The organism is Isoptericola sp. 178 (assembly GCF_030586525.1).
GTDB classification, from domain to species: domain Bacteria; phylum Actinomycetota; class Actinomycetes; order Actinomycetales; family Cellulomonadaceae; genus Isoptericola; species Isoptericola sediminis.
In genome coordinates, this window is sequence record NZ_JAUQYN010000002.1 from 269565 (window position 1) to 288866 (window position 19302).

Below are 19302 nucleotides of genomic sequence, written 5' to 3' on the forward strand. Positions count from 1 at the left end.
GGAGATTACCTTCCGCTCAGTCCCGTGCCGGGACGGCGTTGTCGCGGGCGACCCCCGCGTACCAGTGACCCGAGGCCTTCACGGTACGCTCCTGCGTCGCGTAGTCCACCCGCGTGATGCCGAACCGCTTGGTGTACCCGAGCGCCCACTCGAAGTTGTCCATGAGCGACCAGGCGAAGTAGCCCCGGACGTCGGCGCCGGCGTCCATGGCGTCCCTGACGGCGCGCAGGTGCCGGTCGATGTAGTCCAGCCGGTCCTGGTCGTCGATGCTGCCGTCCGCCTCGACGACGTCGGGGAAGGCCGCGCCGTTCTCGGTGATGACCAGCGACGTGCCGCGCGGGCCCGTGTAGTCCTGCTGCAGGCGGGTGAGCAGGCGCGTGAGGCCCTCCGGCTGCACCTCCCAGCCCATGTCGGTCAGGGCCAGGCCGCGGCTGTGCGCGTGGACGCCCTCCGGGACCGGGTTCGGCGAGCGGAGATCGCGGGCCGGTGCCGACGGGTCGGCCGGTCGCTCTCCCTCGGGGCCGGCGGTCCCGTCGGGGCGCTCCCCGGACTGCGGCGTCGCGGCGATCGCGCCGCCGTGGTAGTAGTTCACCCCGAGCGCGTCGATCGGTGTCGAGATCACCTCGAGGTCCCCGGGACGGACGTGGTCGGCGAAGTTCAGGTGCGCGACGTCGTCCAGGAGGTCCTGCGGGTAGGCGCCGCGGAAGATCGGGTCGAGGAAGACCCGGTTGAACATGGCGTCGTCACGCCGTGCCGCGTCGACGTCCGCCGGGTTCGTCGGGTCGACGGGGTCCGAGACCGTGCAGTTCAGCGTCAGTCCCAGCGTGGCCTCGGGGTCGCGCGCCCGGAGCGCGTCGACGGCCAGGCCGTGACCCAGCATGAGGTGGTGGGCCGCCGCGAGGCCGAGCTCCGGCGAGGTCCGGCCCGGGGCGTGCACACCGGCGGTGTAGCCGAGGAACGCCGAGCAGTACGGCTCGTTGAGGGTCGCCCACGTGGTCACGCGGTCGCCCAGGGCCTCGTGCATGGTGACGGCGTAGTCCGCGAACCGGTAGGCGGTGTCACGGGCGGGCCAGCCGCCGGCCTCCTCCAACGCCTGCGGCAGGTCCCAGTGGTACAGCGTCAGCCACGGCAGGATGTCGGCCTCGAGCAGCTCGTCGACGAGGCGGGAGTAGAAGTCCAGACCCTTCGGGTTGACCGTCCGGCCGTCGGGCATCACGCGGGCCCACGAGGTGGAGAACCGGTAGGCGCCGAGGTGGAGGCGGGACATCAGCGCGACGTCCTCGCGGTAGCGGTGGTAGTGGTCGCAGGCCACCATGCCGTCGTCACCGTGGACCACGGCGCCCGGGATGCGGCAGAAGACGTCCCAGATGGACTCGCCGCGCCCGTCCTCGGCGCCGGCGCCCTCGATCTGGTAGGCGGCGGTGGCCGTGCCCCACAGGAAGCCCTCGGGGAACGTCACGCGTCCGCTGCTGTGGGGCGTCGTCCCGGTCAGTGGCGTCGACGGGACGAAGGGGACGGTCGTCCCGGGGGCGGCGAGCCGGGCGCCAGTGCCCGGTGCGGTGAGAGTCATGTCAGCAGTGCTTCCGTGTGGAGTGGTGAGGTGCCCGGACGGTGGTCCGTCCGGGCACCCCAGATGTGGAACGGCAGGTCCCGCGTCAGCCCTTCACCGCGCCGGCCATGATCCCGGCGACGAGCTGGCGCCCGACGAAGAAGAACATCACCAGCAGCGGCAGGGTCACGAGGAACACGCCACCCATCACCAGCGAGTAGTCGACGAAGTAGTTGTCCCGCAGCGACTGGACCACGAGCGGCAGCGTCGGGTTCTGCGAGGTGAGGATGATCGACGGCCAGAAGTAGTTGGTCCACTGCTGGACGAACTGGAAGAGCCCGAGCATCGCCGCCGCGGGCAGGGCCGCCGGCATCGCCACCGACCAGAAGGTCCGGAACATCGACGCGCCGTCCACGCGGGCGGCCTCGATGAGCTCGTACGGCAGCGCCTCCGAGAGGTACTGGGTCATCCAGAAGACGCCGAACGCCGTGACCAGACCCGGGACGATGACCGCCTGCACCTTGCCGTACCAGCCGATCTCGCTCATGAGGATGTACAGCGGGATGATGCCGAGCTGGACCGGCACCGCCATGGTGGCGATGACGAAGACGAGCAGCGGACCCCGACCGCGGAAGTTGAGCTTCGCGAACGAGTAGCCGGCGAGGGTCGAGAAGAACACCACCGACAGCGACGAGAAGACGCCGATCAGCGTGGAGTTCCACAGCGCCTTCCAGAAGTTGATGCTGTCGGAGGCGATGACCGTCTGGAACTGCGCGAAGAGGCTGGAGTCCGGCAGCCACTGCGGGATCGGGTTCTGCGCGATCGAGACCGAGTCGGACGAGCCCAGCAGGAGCGTGTAGTACAGCGGGAAGATCGAGATCAGCAGGACCGCGCCCAGCAGGAAGTAGGTCAGGCGACCTGCGCGCCGGGTGGACCCTCCGAGCGGCACCCGGCGGCGGCGCTTGGCGGCGGCGCGCGCGGCGCCCGGACCGGCGGTCTGTGCGGTGACGGCGACGGAGCTCATCGGAGGTCCTCCCCGGAGTTCGTGGTGGGCGAGCCGGTGGACGGTCGTGCGGGTGGGGTCGGCGGTGGCGAGGGGATACCGGACCCGGCCGGTGCCCCCGGCGGGGTGGGCGGCATCCGGACGCCGCCCGGTGCACCGGCGGCCCGTGCCTCGGCGAGCAGGCGCTTGGTGTGCTTGCGGCTCACCTTCGACTGCTTCGGCCCGGCGGTGGAGATCCGCTGCGTCACCAGGAAGTTGACCATGCCGATCATGACGATGAGGAGGAACAGCAGCCAGGCGACCGCGGCGGCGCGGCCGAAGTTCTTCTGGTTGCCCCACGCGACGTCGTAGAGGTACACGACCGTGGTCATCCAGTCACGGTTGGGGCCGCCGAGACCACCGGCGTCGTACATGCGGACCTCGTCGAAGATCTGCATGCCGCCGACGGTCGAGGTGATGACCACGAAGATGATGGTGGCGCGGATCTGCGGGACCGTGACCGAGAAGAACTGGCGGACGCGGCCGGCGCCGTCGATGACGGCCGCCTCGTACAGGTCGCGGGGCACGGCCTGCATCGCGGCCAGGAAGATGAGGGTGTTGTAGCCGGTCCAGCGGTAGTTGACCATCGTCGCGATCGCGACGTGGCTGGCCAGCCGGTCACCGTGCCAGGCGATCGGCTCGAGTCCGACGAGCCCGATCAGCTCGTTGATGAAGCCGTACTGGTCGGCGAAGAGGCGGCCGAAGATCATCGAGATCGCGACGGGGGCGACGATGAACGGCACGAGCACGCCCATGCGCCAGAAGGTCGCCGCGCGCAGGTTCTGGTCGAGCAGGGCGGCGATGGTGATCGCCATGATGACCTGCGGGACCGAGGAGAGCAGGAAGATCGAGAAGGTGTTCCCGACGGACTTCCAGAAGGTCGGCTGCTGCAGCACGTCGACGTAGTTCTGCATGCCGACGAAGTCGCCCTGGCCGCCGAGGAGGTTCCACTCGTAGACCGACACCACGGCGGTGTAGCCCAGCGGGAACAGCCCGACGACGGCGAAGAGCAGGAAGAACGGCGAGATGTACAGGTAGGGGGAGACCTTGACGTCCAGTCGGCCGAGCCGCTGGGAGAACCCGATGCGCCGCGACGGGCGGTCGGGGTTGCCGCGCGAGTGCGCTGGCCTGGTGGGGGACATGAGGGCCATGAGGTGATTCCTGTACGTCTCTCCGGTGGGTGCGGACACGTGTCGGGCCGGTCGCCGGGGTCGGCGACCGGCCCGACAGGGTGGTGAGGGAGGGTGACGGGCGGGCCCGTCACCCTCCGGCGGGTCGGATCAGAGACCCAGCTCGTTCACGGAGGCGACCGTGGTCTCCCACGACTTCTCCGGGTCCTCACCGTTCAGGTCGACACGGCTGAGACCGTTCTGGACCTCCTGGTGGATGGAGAAGTAGTTCGGCCCCTTGTACACGGCACCGTCGATGGCCTGCGCCCGCGAGGTGAAGATCTCGCCGGCCGGGGCCTCGCTCATGAAGTCGTTGACGAAGGTCTGGACCTCCTCGGACTCCTGCGCCTCGACCTGCGAGGGGAAGGTGCCGGCCTCGGTGAAGGCCTGCGTCTGGACCTCGGGCGAGGTCAGCCACGCGGCGAGCTCCTGAGCGGCCTCGACGTTCTCGCCGGAGGCGGGCACGGTCAGGAACGAGCCGCCCCAGTTGCCGCCGCCGCCCGGGAAGACGTCAGCGATGTCCCAGCCCTCGACGTTGCCGGCGTTCTGCTCGATCGGACCGGTCATCCAGGACGGGCAGAGCATGGTGGCGAAGGCGTCGTTCTGGAAGCCGGCCGACCAGTCGTCGCCCCACTGCTCCAGACCGGCGGACAGCTTGTCGTCGACCGAGGCCGCGAGGACCTGGTCGTACAGGTCCTTCACCTCGGTGTTGGAGGCGATGTCCTTGGGCTCCCCGGTCTCCGGGTCCTCGTAGGCGGCCTCGACCTGGTTGATCATGCCCTGGTAGGTGGCGACGGCACCGTCGAACCACGCGTTGCCCGTGGCCTCCTGGTACTCCTTGCCGGCGTCGAAGTAGCTCTCCCAGGTCGCGCTGTCGCCGCCGAGCCACTCGGCGAACTCCTCGCGGTCCGAGGGGAGGCCGGCGGCCTCCATCAGGTCGGAGCGGTAGCAGATGGCCTCCGGGCCGATGTCGGTGCCGTAGCCGATGAGCTTGCCGTCGGGCGTGGTGGCCTGCTCGACCTTCCAGTCCACCCAGCGACCGTCGATGGCCGGCATCTCGGCGAAGAGGTCCGGGTACTGCATGAACTCCGAGAGCCAGTCGACCTCGACGGCCTCGATGTCGGCCAGACCCTCGCCACCGGCGGCGAGCTTGGTCGACAGGTTGGTGCGCGCGTCCGCGGCCTCCGCCGCCGTCGTGTGCTGGACGGTGACGTTCGGGTGCTCCTCCGTGTACTGCGCGAGCAGCTCGTCGGTGTACCCGAAGTTGTTGAAGGTGGCGACGGTGAGGGTGATCTCCTCGTCGGTCTCGCCGCTGCCCTCCTCGGAGGTGCTCTCCTCGGTGTCGCCCGAGCAGGCGCCGAGGAGGAGGCCGAGGGACGCGATGCCGGCGGTGGCCGCAGCGAGGCGGCGAGTCCGGCGGGGGCGGGTGCTGCTGAGCACGGTGACTCCCTTGTCTGGTTCGATCGGTGTCGGACGCTTTGGGAGCGCGACCACCTTGCTGAGGATGGTAGCGCTTCCACGACCAAGAGTGATGCTTCCGTCACAAGCGCCTCCGCGTCAAGCCGCCAGGGCGGACGTTGTCGGACGGTGACGTGTCGTCCACGCGTCTCTGCAGGTCAGAGATGGTGTGGGAGCGCTCCCGTTATGAAAGTGTGACGCGTCATCCCACGCCGTGGGCGGTGCAGTGGTGGCGGTCGGGCGACCCCGGGGGCGGTCAGCCCCGGGCCAGCCAGTCCCGAGCGGCCTGGGCCTCGGCCTCCAGGGCCCGCCGCACGGCACTCGCGGCAGCCTCCTCGACGGCCGCGGCGAACAGCGGGACCGAGGCGTGCACCTCGCCTTCGACGACGTGCCGGGTCCCGCCGTCCTCGGTCGGGGCGAGCAGCAGCGTGCCGGTCAGCCGGACCGGTGCGCCCGTGATCTCGACCACCACCGTCCCGACGTACCGGCCGTCCACGGGGGCCTCCCACGCCTCGGCCTGCCGGATCTCCAGCTGGTCGCCGACGACGTGACGGAGCTGGGAGGGGATCACGTCGGTGGGCACCGTGCGACGCAGGGAGAGGGTGAACCCGGCATGGTGCGAACCGGACAGGTCGACCACCGTCGCGGCCGCGGCGCCACGGTCCTGGGACCGCCAGCGCAGGAACTCCGGGTCGCTCAGCGCGGCGGCCACGGCAGGCGTGTCCGCCGCGTAGGTCAGCTCCACCGTCAGGTGCACGTCCACACCCTACCGGCGCCGCCCGGGCCGGTGCGTGCCCGTAGGGTGGTGGGCGTGTCCGCCATGAGTGACCTGATCGCCGAGCACGCCGACCTCCACGAGGGTGACGGCGAGTGGCTCCACCTGCTCGTGGGGGACTGGCAGATCGTCTCCGACCTGGCCTTCGCGGACCTGGTCCTGTGGCTGCCCACCCGCGACGGGCGTTTCGTCGCCGTGGCGCAGTGCCGCCCGAGCACCGGCGCCACCGTCCACTACGACGACGTCGTGGGTTCCTTCGCCCCGGACGGCCAGACGGCGCAGCTCGTCGCCGCGATGACGGAGGCTCGGGCGCAACGGTCGCGCGAGCCGCGCTGGTTCGGTGCCTACGCCGTGCGGGAGGAGGCGGTCCCCGTCGTCCACGACGGCCGGGCCGTCGCGGTCGTCGCCCGCCAGACCAACCTCGGCTCGGGGCGCACCCCGAGCCGGCTGGAGCTCAACTACGTCGAGTCGGCCGACGACCTGCTGGCCATGATCGGGCGTGGCGAGTACCCCTCGCGCAACGCCGCCACCGGCCCGCGCCGCGGTGCGCCGCGCGTCGGGGACGGCCTGATCCGGCTCAACTCCGAGGGCGAGGTGCTGTACGCCAGCCCCAACGCGCTCTCCTGCTTCCACCGCCTCGGCGTCATCGGGCCCCTCGTGGGCCAGTCGCTCATCGAGGTCACCGCCGGGATCGTCGAGCAGCAGAACACCGTCGACGAGTCCCTGCCCCTGGTGGTGATGGGCCGCGCCCCCTGGCGGACCGACATCGAGGCGGGACGCGTCGCCCTGTCCTTGCGGGCGTTGCCGCTGACCGACCACGGCCAGCGCATCGGGGCGGTCCTGCTCTGCCGCGACGTCTCCGAGCTGCGGCGCCGTGAGCGCGAGCTCATGACCAAGGACGCCACGATCCGCGAGATCCACCACCGGGTGAAGAACAACCTCGCCACCGTGGCGGCGTTGCTGCGGCTGCAGGCCCGCCGGATGGACGTCCCCGAGGCGCGGGCGGCCCTGGAGGAGGCGATGCGACGTGTCGCGACGATCTCCCTGGTGCACGAGTCGTTGTCGCAGAACCTCGACGAGCAGGTCGGTCTGGACGACATGCTCAAGCGCGCGCTGCGCATGGCGGCGGACGTCGCCTCGACCCACACCTCCGTGCACACCGCCCAGCAGGGGTCCTTCGGCATGATCCCGGCCCAGGACGCCACGCCGCTGGCGCTGGTGCTCACCGAGCTCGTGACGAACGCGGTCGAGCACGCCTTCCCCGACCGCGAGTCCGGCACGGTGTGGATCGACGTCCGGCGCGACGGTGCCACGCTGAGCGTGGTCGTCGCCGACGACGGGGTGGGGATGCAGGGCGGGATCGACCAGCTCGGCCGCTCCTCGCGCAGCGGGCTGGGTTCCCAGATCGTCAGGACCCTGGTCACCAACGAGCTGCGGGGCACGATCGACTGGCGGCCGCGGGACGACGGCGGGACCGAGGTCGTGCTCGACATCGTGCTGCGGGAGGAGTCCCACCGCTGACCCATCGGGTCCGCCGTCGGCGGGACGCCGCCGCGGTGGCGGACATGCACGAAGGCCCCCTCACCCGTGGTGAGGGGGCCCTCCTGGCGGTGCGACGTGCTCAGCCGGCGCGGCGGGCGCGCGCCGTGCGGCGCTTCAGGGCACGGCGCTCGTCCTCGCTCATGCCGCCCCAGACACCGGCGTCCTGACCGGACTCCATGGCCCACTTCAGGCAGGTGTCCACGACGTCGCAACGACGGCAGACCGCCTTGGCCTCCTCGATCTGCATGAGCGCGGGGCCGGTGTTGCCGATCGGGAAGAAGAGTTCGGGGTCCTCGTCGAGGCAGGCCGCCTGGTGGCGCCAGTCCATGTCATCTCCTCAGTGCTCGTCCCCTGCCGCGGGCGCCCGTCCCGGCGCATGCCGACGGCTGCCCGTCCGGGTCCGGTGTCGTCCAGGGGGGTTCGGAATCTGCCAACAAGACTCACACCTCGTGAACCGCCGCACAAGGGGTTACGCAAAGATTTCTCCGGCGTGAACCCTGAGGGTTTCATCACACTGCACAACGGGCCTGGTCAGCCTTATCATCGCCACGATGCCCGCCTCCGACGCCCCCTCCGACCCGGCTGACGCCGGTCCCTCCTCACGTCCTCCGCGGGCCCTGGTCGCCGTCGTCGGCGTGGTCGGCCTCGAGGTCCTGGCCATGGTGGTCTTCGCCGGCGCGATGGTCGTCGACCTCGTGCGAGGTCGGTCCGTCAGCCTCGGGATCAGCCTCTTCGCGGTGGCGTTCTTCCTCGCGCTGGCCTGGTTCCTGGCCTGGGCCTCGCGTGCGCTCTGGCAGGGACGCCGTGCCGGCCGCTCGCCCGTCGCCGGCTGGCAGATCTTCCAGGGCCTGCTCGGCATCGCGCTGCTCACCAGCGGGTCCGTCGCCGCGACGCTCGGCGGGGCGATGATGCTCCTGCTGGCTGCGGTCGTCCTGGTCTGTCTCATGACGCGGGGGGTCGTCGAGCACACGCTCGGCTGAGCCGTCGGGCTGCGCGTCGATCCTCACCACCTGGACGCAGACCGCGTGCCCGGCCTGCACCAGGGCACCCCGTCCGGGGCGCGGCGGACCGGGGTCGGCGACCTCCGACACCACGGTGCCCAGCACCTCGTCCGCACCGCGTTCGCCCGGTGCCAGGACCACCCCGGTCCGCCGGCCACGCAGCTCGGCCAGCACGCCGCGGTGGGCCATCACCGCGCCCTGTGTCGTCGCCGAGGCGACGACCGTCAGTCCGTCGTCGACGAGCGCGGCCAGGCGGTCGACCTCGACCGGGCAGGACTGGGTCACGACGTCGAGGTCGTCGACGACGAGGGTTCCCCCTGGCGCGGTGAGGGACCCCACCAGCTCTCGCACACCCACCGAGGTGCGGCCCGCCGTGGGCGCCTCGCCCGCCGCCGCGCGCACCGCCGGGTCCCGGGAGACGACGCCGGCGAGCCGCCCCGAGGCGGCGAGCGCGCGGGCGACCGTGCACAGCACCGTGCTGCGGCCGGCGCCGCGCGGTCCGACCACCAGCGCGCCCGCGCCCACGTCCAGGGCGACGGGTTCCGCGGCGTCGCCGCCCAGCCCGACCAGGACGGCCGTACCGGTCGCTCGGCGGTCCCGCCGTGCCAGGTCGAGCTCCGCCGCGGCGACCTCCGTGGGCAGCGGCAGCACCCGGGGCGTCCGCTCCCCTCCCGACGGTGCGGGGAGTGCCGCCGCCGGGGAGTGGCCCGGGAGCAGCACCTGGCACAGCTGTGGTTCGTGGTTCCCCAGCAGGACGGCGCGGCCGGGCGGCCCGCCCGCACCGGCGAACGGCTGCGGCACCCCGAGCATCACCGCCGTGTGCGGGTCGTTCCCCAGCATCACCACCCGCGGGCCGACACGCGCCGCGAGGCCGCCCACCGTCGCGGAGTCCGCCGTCACCGCGAAGGCCGCCCGTCCCGCGGCCAGCGCCGTCACCAGCGGGTCCCAGGGGTCGGAGGTCGCCAGCGCGGCGCGCAGCCCGGGGGCGTCGTCGACGAGGACCAGCGTGCGCGACCCGTCGGCCCGGTCGGGAGCGGCCGCGAGCAGCCGCAGGAGCCGGCGCGCCCGGCGCGGGTCGTCGGCGCCGGCCAGGGTGCCGAAGCCCGGATGGTCGGCGAACGGCGTGAAGGCCCGGTGGGCCGCGTCCGGCGCGAGGACGTGCACGGACCACCCGCCTGCCAGTGCCGCGCGCGCCAGGGTGGCCAGGACGGTGGTCCGTCCCGAGCGTGCCGCACCCAGCACGGCGAGGTGGCCGTCGTGCGGCCGCCAGCACGCGAGCCGACGACGTTGCCCGTCCGGGTCGTCGGCGAGCGCCAGTGGCAGCCGGTCCGGGCCGGGCGGCGGGTCCTCGTCACCGGGCCCGACGTCGTCGGCACCCACCTGGTCCGGCAGCGGCGGCAGCCACGGGGCGGGGCCCGGCCGGTGCCCGAGCCCGTGGGCGGCGCGGCGCAGGGCCGCCACGAGGTCCGCCACGGGGTCACCGTCGTCGGCGGGCCGGTCCGCCCGGACGGACGGGCTGTCGTGGCTCCCCGCCGTCCACCCGGACGGAACCCGTCGCACGGACCCGGCGGTGCCGTTGCCCCGCGCCCCGGCGTGGGCGCACTGCACCGCGAGCGGCGGCGCGGAGCCGATGCGCAGGACGGCCCGGCCGGGGTCGCCGACCCGGATGGCCGCAGCCGCCGGGTGCTCGACGACGTCGCGGGAGTCCGCGACGTCCACGACGCGCAGGGCGATCCGGGTGGTGACGTTGGCCCGCAGGTCGGCGCTGACGGCACCGGCCGGGCGCTGGGTGGCCAGCACGAGGTGGACACCGAGCGAACGCCCCTGCGCGGCGATCCGCAGCAGGCCGGGCAGGAACTCCGGCAGGTCGTCGGCCAGGGCGCGGAACTCGTCGATGACGACGACCAGCCGGGGCAAGGTCCCGGCGGGCAGGTCATCCGACGTCGCGACGCCGTGGTCGGCGAGCAGGCGTTCACGGCGACGCAGCTCGGCGCGCAGTCCCGTCAGGGCCCGACCGGCCAGCCCCGGTTCGAGGTCGGTCACCTGCCCGACCACGTGCGGCAGGTCGGCGCAGCGACCGAAGGAGGCGCCGCCCTTGAAGTCGACGAGCGCGAGGGACAGGTCGGCGGGGGAGCGGGTCGCGGCCAGGGCGAGCACCAGCGACTGCAGCAGCTCCGACTTGCCGGCGCCGGTGGTGCCGGCCACGAGCAGGTGCGGACCGTCCGCCACGAGGTCCAGGACGACCGGGGTCCCGTCGGCGCCGCGTCCGAGCGGGATCGTCCACCCTCGCGCGCGGGCCCAGCGCGCGGCGGGGTCGGATCCGTCCAGCAGGTCGCGCAGCGCGACGGTCGCCGGGATGCGTGGGTCGGTGGGATCGGAGCGGCCGTCGCTCCGGTCGGGGGTGGTGTCCTCACCGAGCCGTGCCGGGTCGCGACCCAGCGCACGCAGCCCGGCCAGGCGGCGGGCCGTCCGCTCGGCCCACGCGACGGTGACTCCCGTGGCGGCCACGACGGTGTCCGTACCGTCCGGAGCGGTGCGCAGCACGCGGCCGTCGGGGGTGACGTCCCATCTGGTGCGGCACCAGGCGGGCTCCCGCGGTGCCGGATCCCTCCCGTCGTCGGGCAGGCAGAGGACGACGACGTCACCGCGGCGCACCGCGCGGTCCGCCGCGGCGAGGTCCTCCGGCCGGGGGGAGTCGAGGACCAGGACACGGGACGGCCCGCTCGAGTCCGGTCCGTCGTCGCCGGGCGAGATCCACCGGCACCAGCGCCAGGCGTCCCGTCCGTCCCCGAGGACCTGCACGGCGGCCCCGGCGGCGGCCAGATCGACCACCACCGCCCGGCTGACGCTGCGCACGGGCGCTGCCGGACCGCGCACGCTGAGGGCGCCGTCGGGCAGCAGCGTCTGCAGGGTCGGCGCGGTCGGGGCCGTGCCGGCGGCCGACCGGGCGGCGGCGTGCGCACGCCGGACGCGCAGCCATGCACCGTCGGACGCCTGGTGGGCCGCGGCCGTCCGTGCGCCGGTGCGGCCCGGGTCCGCGCCCACCGGGGGCGGCGTGAGCGGGACCGGGTCCGCAGCGCCCCGTCGCCGTCGGCGCACGGCCGCGACGACCTGGGGTGCCAGGGCGATCACCGCCACCAGGGAGAACAGGGCGTACAGCGGCTGGCGCAGGGTGACGGCGAGAACCACGGAGCCCAGCACGGGCACCAGCCCGGTGATCAGCATCGCCGGCCCGGCACCGGCCGGACGGTCGGTCGCGGCCGCGGCGGGACCGAGCCAGACGTCGACGTCACCCGAGGCGTGCAGCGCGTAGCGTGATCCGTCCAGGTGGAGCTCCGTGCCCGGTCGCCAGCGGCGCGGCCAGGGCCCGAGCCGCCGGGTGCGCCCGGCGGGCGGGGCCAGGGCGACGGGCTGCCGCCACCAGGGCCCCCGGGTCACCGGGCGGGGGACACGGTGCGGGGCGGCCCGTCGCGGCAGCCGGCGCACCCGCACCCGGTCCCGGGTGTCCACGGTCACGCGGACCCGCGCATCGCGCTGACCGAGCGTCAGCGGTGCCCCGACGGCGAGCACCCGCGGCTCCCCGGCGCTCAGACCCGACGCCGCGGTCAGGAACCACCGGCTGCGCAGCGCGGCGACGTCGGCCGCCGGCAGCCTCCCGCCGCACGGGCCGGCCACGGAGAGCACCGCCCCCGGCAGCAGCGGACGGCGGCCCACGCGGGCGTCGTCACCGACGGGCCGGTCGTCGGCGATCAGCTCGGCGCGCAGCAGCTCGGGTCTCCGGACGAGGTCGGCGAGCGGGGCGCGCAGGTCACCGAGCCGCGCGCCCTCGGGCAGCTCGACGTCCTCGTCGGGGTGCAGCGTGAGGCGGACGGGCATGTGCACGACGGTGTCATCCCCGCCACCACCCACGCCGCGGTCGTCCACACCCTGTGGACGACCGCGGCTCCGGCGGACGTCACTCCGTGGCGAGCGCCTCCACCGGTGAGGCCTTCAGCGCCGTGCGGGCGGGCGCCACCGAGGCGACCAGGCCGGCCACGAGCGCGACGACCAGCACCAGGGCGATCTCGAGCCACGGGACGCTCAGGGTCACGTCACCCATGATCCCGAGCGCGGCCCCGGCACCCGCCCAGCCGTACACCAGGCCCAGCACGACGCCGAGCACCGCGCCGACACCCGCGATGAGCAGGCCCTCGATCGCGAGCATGCCGCGCAGCTGCGCCTTCGACAGCCCGATCGCCCGCAGCGTCGCCGACTCGCGGCGCCGTTCGATGACCGACAGCGACAGCGTGTTCGCCACCCCGATCAGGGCGATGACCACGGCGACCGCGAGCAGTCCGACGACGATGCCCAGCATCGTGTCGATCACTCGGTCGAACAGGGCGCGTTGGGACGCGACGCCGGTGACCTGGGCCGACTCGCCCGAGTCCGCCACGACGTCCTGGATCGCGCCGACGGCGGACGCGGCGTCCACGTCGTCGCCCAGCGCCAGGTACATCCCCGTCACGGGCGCGTCCGTGGACAGTGCCGCCAGGTCGTCGGTCGTCAGGTAGCTCGTGTAGCCGGAGGCACCGACCGCCACGGTGACGGTCACCGCGCCGTCGGTGTCCGTCAGCTCGACGGAGTCCCCGGTGCCCAGCGCCAGGTCCTGCGCCTGGACCTCACCGAGGAGCACCGTGCCCGGCTCGAGGTCCGCCAGGACGTCCGGGGCGTTCAACACCTCCGCGCCGCCTGCCGGGTCGATGGCGGTGAGTGGCAGCCAGGTCGCCGCCGACCCGGCGCCGGACGTCGCCCGTACGAGGATCTCCGAGACGTCGGTGGTCGCACGCACGCCGTCCACGGCGGCCACGTCGGCCCGCAGCTCGCCCGACAGGGCTTCCTGCTCGCCGTCGGCGTCGGAGGCGGTCGAGGTCACCATCACGTCCACCGGGAACTGCTCGTCCAGCGCCGCCGTCAGCGACGTCCGGGCGCTCGCGGCCCCGGTGGTCATCATCGCCACCAGGGTGACGCCGATGAGCAGCGCGGTGCTGGTGGTCGCCGTGCGCCGCGGGTTGCGCAGCGTGTTCGCGGCCGCGAGCCGCGCCGTCGGGCCCGAGGCGGCGACGAGCCGTCCCGCCGCCGCGGCGACCCTCGGCAGCCAGAAGACGGCCCCGACGGCCACCCCGACGAACGACAGCGCACCGCCGGCGATCCCGGCCAGCAGGCCGAGCGTCGGCTCCTGCCAGACCGTGCCCAGCGCGGCGCCCGCCGCGAGCAGCCCGAAGCCGACCGCCGCGGTCAGCAGCGACAGCACCAGGCGGACCTTCCCGGCGCGACGCGAGGTCGTGGGGGAGTCGGCCGGACGCAGCGCGGCCAGCGGTGCCACCCGGGTCGCCACCCGGGCGGGGACCAGAGCGGCGCCGACCGTGACGACGGTGCCGACCAGTACCGGGACCACGATGACCTGCCAGGTGAGCGCGACGGCGCCCGGCAGCGGCAAGGGGACGTCCATGGCGTGGGCGACCCACAGAGCCGCCTGCCCGAGCGCCGTGCCGAGCAGCACGCCGGCCACCGAGGCGACCAGGCCGAGGATCGCCGCCTCGGTGAGCACGCTGCGACCCACCTGGGCCTTGTCCGCCCCGACGCAGCGCAGCAGCGCCAGCGTGCGGGCCCGCTGGGCCACGAGCACCTGGAAGGTGTTGGTGATGACCAGCCCGGCCACCACCAGCGCGATCGCGGCGAAGGTGAGCACGAACACGAGGAACATCAGGTCCTGACCGCCGGTGAGCTCGGCGGCGGACTCGGCCGCGCGCTCGTCGGTGGTGACCACCCACGGTGCGCTGTCCGTGCTCGTGGCTCCACCGACCGTCCCGGCGAGCGCGGACTGCGCCGCGGTGACGTCCGTGCCGTCCGCCACGACGACGGCGGCCTCGGTGACGGCGACCGGCTCGCCCCGGGCCTCGGTCTGCCACGTCGTGTAGGTCGCGGCGTCGACGACGGCGGCACCACCGGTCTGCGCGTACGCCCCGAACGGGTCGTCCAGCAGCCCGACGACGGCCGGCGTCTCGGTGACCTGTTGCCACGAGCCGTCGTCGCCGACGACGTCGCGCCCGACGTCGACGGTGTCCCCGAGCGTGACGCCGAGCCGGTCGGCGACGTCGGCCGGCAGCGCGATCTCGCCGGCGGCGGACGGCATCGCGCCCGCGGTCACCTCGAGGGGCATGAGCCGGTCGTCCGCCGTGGGGACGACGCTCTGGTAGACCGAGCGGGCCCCGTCGGTCAGCTCGGCGTAGATGGCCGTCACCGGAGCGACGGCCGCGACGCCGTCGGTCGCGGCCAGCGCGTCGACGTCGAGCGGGGCGTCCTGCGTGGCGCCGACCACGAGGTCGGCGTCGCCGTACTGCGCGGCGACGGAGTCGTACGTCATGCGGGTGATGACGCCGGAGGCCAGCAGCGTGGCCGCGACGAAGGCCGTCCCGATGACGATCGCGACGCCCGCGGCGGCGAGCCGGCCGGCGCTGCGGCGCATCTGGGCCAGGGTGATCCGCAGCATCAGGCACCTGCCGGCGTGACGTCGTCGGACACGGGGGTCTCGAGGGAGCGCAACGCGTCCAACCCGGCCAGCACGGCCTCCGGCGTGGGGTCGGAGATCTCCCCGGCGATCCGGCCGTCGGCGATGAGGACCACCCTGTCCGCGTACGCCGCGGCCGTCGGGTCGTGGGTGACCATGATGATCGTGCGGCCCAGCTCGCGGACGCTGCGGCGCAGGAAGCTCAGGACCTCCACGCCGCTGCGGGAGTCCAGGTTGCCGGTGGGCTCGTCGGCGAACACGACCTCCGGCTGGGCGATGAGCGCCCGGGCGATGGCGACGCGCTGCTGCTGGCCTCCGGAGAGCTCGCTCGGGCGGTGGGTGAGCCGCTCGGACAGCCCGAGCGTGGTCACCAGCGTGTCGAACCAGGCGCGGTCGACGGTGCCGCCGGCGAGCTCGACCGGGAGGGTGATGTTCTGCTCGGCGGTGAACATCGGCAGCAGGTTGAACTGCTGGAAGACGAACCCGACGCGGTCCCGTCGCAGCCTCGTCAGGGCCTTGTCTGCCAGGGCGGTCACGTCCGTCGTCCCGAGGAACGCCTGGCCGCTCGTGGCGCTGTCGAGGCCGGCCAGCAGGTGCATGAGCGTGGACTTGCCCGAGCCCGACGGGCCCATGATCGCGGTGAACCGGCCGGCCGCGAAGTCCACGTCCACACCGTCCAGGGCGCGGACCTGCGCCTGGCCGGTGCCGTAGGTCTTCGTCAGGGCCCGGGCCCGCACGGCCGGGACGTGGTCGGTGGGGTCCGCGGCCTGACGGGCGCCGTCGTCGATCGGGACGTACACGGTGGTGTCCACGGGATGCTCTCCGCATGTCTGGTGCTGGCGGCTCCCGTCGGGGAGCGCGATGACGGCACCGACGCTACGGAGCGCTGGACGCGCCGTCGTCGGTCTGCAGGCTGGTCCCGACGGGCGTCCAGGTCATCCTCAGGGAGGACGTCCACCCCGGGTGACCTCCGGGTTCCCCCGGACGCCGGGGAAGGGGAACCCGGAGAGCGTCGGCTCAGCGCGGCGGCCAGACGTGGGACGAGGTCACGGTCATCCAGGCGCTCACCCGGGGGTTGTCGCGGACCACGTACGGCTTGTCGGTGTAGTGGCGGGCGAGGCGGTCGATGTCGGCCAGGTCCGGGTCGTCGACGAGCTCGACCTCGCCGCGCAGGCTCACGTGGTGGTACCAGTTCGTGTCCAGCACGGTGAGCGAGACGCGCGGGTCGTGCTGGAGGTGCCGCAGGCGGGCGCGGCCGGCGTCGAGGTTGAGCAGGACGCGCTGGGATTCGTCGTCCCAGAGGTACCAGGTGGCCACCGACACGGGAGCCCCGGAGGGCGTCACCGTGGCCATCACGGCCGGGTTCGGACGGCGGAGCAGCTCGAGGGTGGCGGACGTCAGGGGAGTGGTCGTCATCCGCCCATTCTGGTGGGCGTCACCCGTCGTCGCGGAGGCGGGCCCGCACGAGGACGAAGACCGCCGCCGACAGCAGCAGACCGGCGGTGAGGACGATCCAGACGTAGACCGGCCCGCCGACGAGGCTCTCCAGCAGGACGCGGCTCTGCGAGGTGGGGTCGGCGAGCACCACGGCCACGAAGGCCGCCACGACGACCACGACCACCCCGGTCAGGGCCCGCTCCCATCTCCTGTCCATCCGGGAGTGGTCCATCACGCGTTTGCCGGCCCGCACGATGTGCCGGGCCCGCAGCAGCCGGAGCGCGCCGACGGCACGGATCAGCCGCAGGAGCTGGGCCGGTCCGATCGCCAACGCGGCGGAGACGACGATGGCCAGCGTGACCCCGACCAGCCAGCGGTGCTCCCGCACCCACTGCCGTTTGTCGCCGGAGACCGCGAACAGCACCACGGTCTCCGACAGCAGCACGGCGCCGGTGAGCAGGCTGCCCACGGTGCCGATCGTCGAGTAGGGCTCGGAGAGCAGCGTCAGCCAGACGGCCGGGACGGAGGCCAGCGCCGCGACGATCACCGGCCACGCGAACCGCCGCTCCCAGCGGTCCTCGGTCGGCTCGGGCGCCGGGTCCTCCACGGCGGAGGACCTGGGCTCGAGGGAGGACTCGCGGGACACGACACCCAGGGTAGGGGCAGCCGCCGGGGGCCCGGCGGCCGGTTCAGGCCCCGGGCCGGACGAGCCCGGTCTCGTAGGCGGTCACCACGGCCTGGACCCGGTCGCGGGCTCCCAGCTTGGCGAGCACGCGGCCGACGTGCGTCTTCACGGTCGTCTCGGCGACGAACAGGTCGGCCGCTATCTCGGTGTTGGACCGCCCGCGCGCCATGAGGACCAGCACCTCGCGCTCGCGGTCGGTCAGCGCGGCCAGCGCCGCGTGCTGGGCCGGGGCGGACGACGCCGGCAGCGCCGTGACGAGATGCTCCAGCAGGCGGCGGGTCGAGGACGGCGCGATGACCGCGTCGCCGTGGTGCACCGTCCGGACCGCGGCGAGCAGCTCCTCCGGCGGGGTGTCCTTGAGCAGGAAGCCGGACGCCCCGGCGCGGATCGCCTCGAGGACGTACTCGTCGAGGTCGAAGGTCGTCAGCACGACGACCGTCGGCGCGTCGGAGGAGGCCGTGAGCCGGGCCGTGGCCGTCAGACCGTCCATGGTCGGCATGCGCACGTCCATGAGCACCACGTCGACCCGGTGGTCGGCCAGCAGCCGCAGCGCCTGCGCGCCCTCGGAGGCCTCGACGACCACGGTCAGATCCTCCTGGGAGTCGATGACCATCCGCAGCCCGGCGCGCACGAGCTGCTGGTCGTCGACGAGCGCGACCCGGATCGGCGCGGTCATACGGGCTCCTCGATGTCCTCGGACGGTCCTGTGGCGGCGGGTGCCGAGGCGGGGACCGGCAGGACGAACCGTACCCGCCAGCCTCCGCCGGGACGGGGGCCGGCGGTGACGTTCCCGCCGAAGACGGCTGCTCGCTCCCGCATGCCCAGCAGCCCGAAGCCGGGGCGGCCGTGCGACACCGCGGCGGCACCTCGCCCGTCGTCGGTCACGTCGACGGTCACCGCGTCGGCGGTCCACCGGAGCACCACGGTCACCTGCGGTCGCGGACCGGCGTGCTTGCGCACGTTGCTCAAGGCCTCCTGGGTCACGCGGTGCAGGGTGAGCCCGGCCCCCGGGGGGAGCCGGCGTGCGGTCCCGACCCGGACGAGCGAGACGCGCATCCCGGCACTGCGTGACTGCTGCACGAGCCCGTCGAGCTCGGCGTCGTCCGGTTGCGGGCGCAGGGGCGCGGGGGCCTGCGGTGAAGCCTCGGTCGGCCCGGTCGGACCGTCGGGGCCGACCGGCAGGGTCTCGTCGGCCGCCCGCCCGGCGCCGGCCGGGACCGGTGCGCGCGACGTCGCCGCGTCGTCGTCGCGCAGGACGCCGAGCAGTCGGCGCATGTCGGCCAGTGCCGCGCGCCCCGTCTCGGACACGACGCCGAGGGCACGGACGGCCGCCTGCGGGTCGGCCGAGGCCGCGTAGCGGCCGCCGTCGGCCTGGGCGACCACGATCGAGAGCGAGTGGGCGACGATGTCGTGCATCTCGCGGGCGATGCGCGCACGCTCCGCGGCGGTGGCGATCCGGGCCTGCTGGTCGCGCTCGACCTCGAGCCGCTCGGCGCGGTCCCGCAGCGCCTCGACGGTGACGCGCCGGTAGCGGCGCACCAGGGCCAGCGCCCACACGGCCAGCGCGACGGTCGAGCAGAACAGGCTGATCCCGAGCGTGTCCGCGAGCCCTCCGAACCAGGCGTCCTGCAGAACCAGCACCGGACCGAGGAGGAAGCATCCCGCGACGGCGGAGAGGATCGCGGTGACGTGGGCCCAGCGTGGTCCGTAGACGGTGACGGCCCACAGGGCGGAGAGCACCGCGACGTCCCCGGGCAGCAGCAGGGGCAGGCCGGAGAGCAGGTGGGCGAGGCCCACGGCGTACACGGCGACGACGGAGGCGACGGGGTGGGTACGTCGCCAGGCGAGGGGGACGACGAGGGCGAGGGACCAGGCCAGCACCGCGGGGCCCCGGCCGGCGCCCGACAGATCGGTGGCGCTGACCAGCACCGCCAGGGCGAGCGTCCCGGCCCCGACGGCGTCGACCCCGAACCGGTGCCCCTCGAACCACCGGTTGACCCGTCCTGACCAGCCCATGGCCGCTAGCCTAGGCAGGCGGAAGGCCGGGGACGTCCCCCCAGGGTCTGATCCGTGACGGTTCGTGACATGCCGCACGTC

14 protein-coding genes are annotated in these 19302 nt (G+C 73.9%); 1 reads left to right on the forward strand and 13 read right to left on the reverse strand.

Translation table 11 applies throughout. From position 1 onward, the window contains the following. Window positions 1-16: 16 nt before the first annotated feature. The 5 genes from Q6349_RS05850 to Q6349_RS05870 all read right to left on the reverse strand — a co-directional run bounded on the left by Q6349_RS05850 (window position 17) and on the right by Q6349_RS05870 (window position 5975). A complete protein-coding gene (locus Q6349_RS05850; RefSeq protein ID WP_304603284.1) occupies window positions 17-1570 on the reverse strand; it encodes a glycoside hydrolase family 1 protein in 1554 nt (517 codons plus the stop codon). A gap of 85 nt (window positions 1571-1655) precedes the next feature. Further along, window positions 1656-2573 (reverse strand): carbohydrate ABC transporter permease, encoded by a 918-nt coding sequence (locus Q6349_RS05855; RefSeq protein ID WP_171247651.1) that lies wholly within the window; start codon window positions 2571-2573, stop codon window positions 1656-1658. Continuing rightward, complete coding sequence (locus Q6349_RS05860) at window positions 2570-3742, reverse strand: carbohydrate ABC transporter permease (RefSeq protein ID WP_171247652.1); 1173 nt, start codon at window positions 3740-3742, stop codon at window positions 2570-2572. Before Q6349_RS05860 ends, Q6349_RS05855 begins: the two co-directional genes overlap by 4 nt. 129 nt (window positions 3743-3871) lie before the next feature. Continuing rightward, on the reverse strand, window positions 3872-5200 hold the full coding sequence (locus tag Q6349_RS05865; protein WP_304603285.1) for an ABC transporter substrate-binding protein: 1329 nt from the start codon (window positions 5198-5200) through the stop codon (window positions 3872-3874). Window positions 5201-5474: 274 nt separating this feature from the next. Beyond that, complete coding sequence (locus Q6349_RS05870) at window positions 5475-5975, reverse strand: DUF2505 domain-containing protein (protein ID WP_304603286.1); 501 nt, start codon at window positions 5973-5975, stop codon at window positions 5475-5477. Between the two features lie 63 nt (window positions 5976-6038). Here Q6349_RS05870 and Q6349_RS05875 point away from each other — a divergent pair, with 63 nt between their 5' ends. Further along, entirely contained in the window at window positions 6039-7514 is a 1476-nt protein-coding gene (locus Q6349_RS05875; RefSeq protein WP_304603784.1) for a sensor histidine kinase, read from the forward strand. A gap of 100 nt (window positions 7515-7614) precedes the next feature. On the opposite strand, the gene Q6349_RS05880 is transcribed toward Q6349_RS05875, so the two are convergent. From Q6349_RS05880 to Q6349_RS05915, 8 genes are all read right to left on the reverse strand, one after another. Then, a complete protein-coding gene (locus Q6349_RS05880) occupies window positions 7615-7863 on the reverse strand; it encodes a WhiB family transcriptional regulator (protein ID WP_171247655.1) in 249 nt (82 codons plus the stop codon). Window positions 7864-8134: 271 nt separating this feature from the next. Continuing rightward, complete coding sequence (locus Q6349_RS05885; protein ID WP_304603287.1) at window positions 8135-12412, reverse strand: FtsK/SpoIIIE domain-containing protein; 4278 nt, start codon at window positions 12410-12412, stop codon at window positions 8135-8137. 79 nt (window positions 12413-12491) lie between these two features. Beyond that, on the reverse strand, window positions 12492-15065 hold the full coding sequence (locus Q6349_RS05890; protein WP_304603288.1) for an ABC transporter permease: 2574 nt from the start codon (window positions 15063-15065) through the stop codon (window positions 12492-12494). After that, window positions 15065-15895 (reverse strand): ABC transporter ATP-binding protein, encoded by an 831-nt coding sequence (locus tag Q6349_RS05895; protein WP_369810865.1) that lies wholly within the window; start codon window positions 15893-15895, stop codon window positions 15065-15067. Before Q6349_RS05895 ends, Q6349_RS05890 begins: the two co-directional genes overlap by 1 nt. Before the next feature lie 205 nt (window positions 15896-16100). Next, window positions 16101-16499: a TIGR03618 family F420-dependent PPOX class oxidoreductase gene (locus Q6349_RS05900; protein ID WP_304603289.1), complete on the reverse strand. Its 399-nt coding sequence runs from the start codon at window positions 16497-16499 to the stop codon at window positions 16101-16103. A 19-nt stretch (window positions 16500-16518) separates the two neighbouring features. Then, entirely contained in the window at window positions 16519-17166 is a 648-nt protein-coding gene (locus Q6349_RS05905; protein ID WP_304603290.1) for a hypothetical protein, read from the reverse strand. 43 nt (window positions 17167-17209) lie between these two features. Beyond that, window positions 17210-17881, reverse strand: coding sequence for a response regulator transcription factor (locus Q6349_RS05910; protein ID WP_304603291.1), 672 nt, complete (start codon window positions 17879-17881; stop codon window positions 17210-17212). Continuing rightward, a complete protein-coding gene (locus Q6349_RS05915; RefSeq protein ID WP_304603292.1) occupies window positions 17878-19221 on the reverse strand; it encodes a sensor histidine kinase in 1344 nt (447 codons plus the stop codon). Before Q6349_RS05915 ends, Q6349_RS05910 begins: the two co-directional genes overlap by 4 nt. Between the last annotated feature and the right edge of the window lie 81 nt (window positions 19222-19302).

Coding starts and splice junctions, on each gene's coding strand:
- Q6349_RS05880 (WP_171247655.1), bottom strand. CDS start 7,863: ATGGACTGGCGCCACCAGGCGGCCTGCCTCGACGAGGACCCCGAACTC.
- Q6349_RS05850 (WP_304603284.1), bottom strand. CDS start 1,570: ATGACTCTCACCGCACCGGGCACTGGCGCCCGGCTCGCCGCCCCCGGG.
- Q6349_RS05890 (WP_304603288.1), bottom strand. CDS start 15,065: ATGCTGCGGATCACCCTGGCCCAGATGCGCCGCAGCGCCGGCCGGCTC.
- Q6349_RS05900 (WP_304603289.1), bottom strand. CDS start 16,499: ATGACGACCACTCCCCTGACGTCCGCCACCCTCGAGCTGCTCCGCCGT.
- Q6349_RS05855 (WP_171247651.1), bottom strand. CDS start 2,573: ATGAGCTCCGTCGCCGTCACCGCACAGACCGCCGGTCCGGGCGCCGCG.
- Q6349_RS05875 (WP_304603784.1), top strand. CDS start 6,039: ATGAGTGACCTGATCGCCGAGCACGCCGACCTCCACGAGGGTGACGGC.
- Q6349_RS05910 (WP_304603291.1), bottom strand. CDS start 17,881: ATGACCGCGCCGATCCGGGTCGCGCTCGTCGACGACCAGCAGCTCGTG.
- Q6349_RS05885 (WP_304603287.1), bottom strand. CDS start 12,412: ATGCCCGTCCGCCTCACGCTGCACCCCGACGAGGACGTCGAGCTGCCC.
- Q6349_RS05915 (WP_304603292.1), bottom strand. CDS start 19,221: ATGGGCTGGTCAGGACGGGTCAACCGGTGGTTCGAGGGGCACCGGTTC.
- Q6349_RS05860 (WP_171247652.1), bottom strand. CDS start 3,742: ATGGCCCTCATGTCCCCCACCAGGCCAGCGCACTCGCGCGGCAACCCC.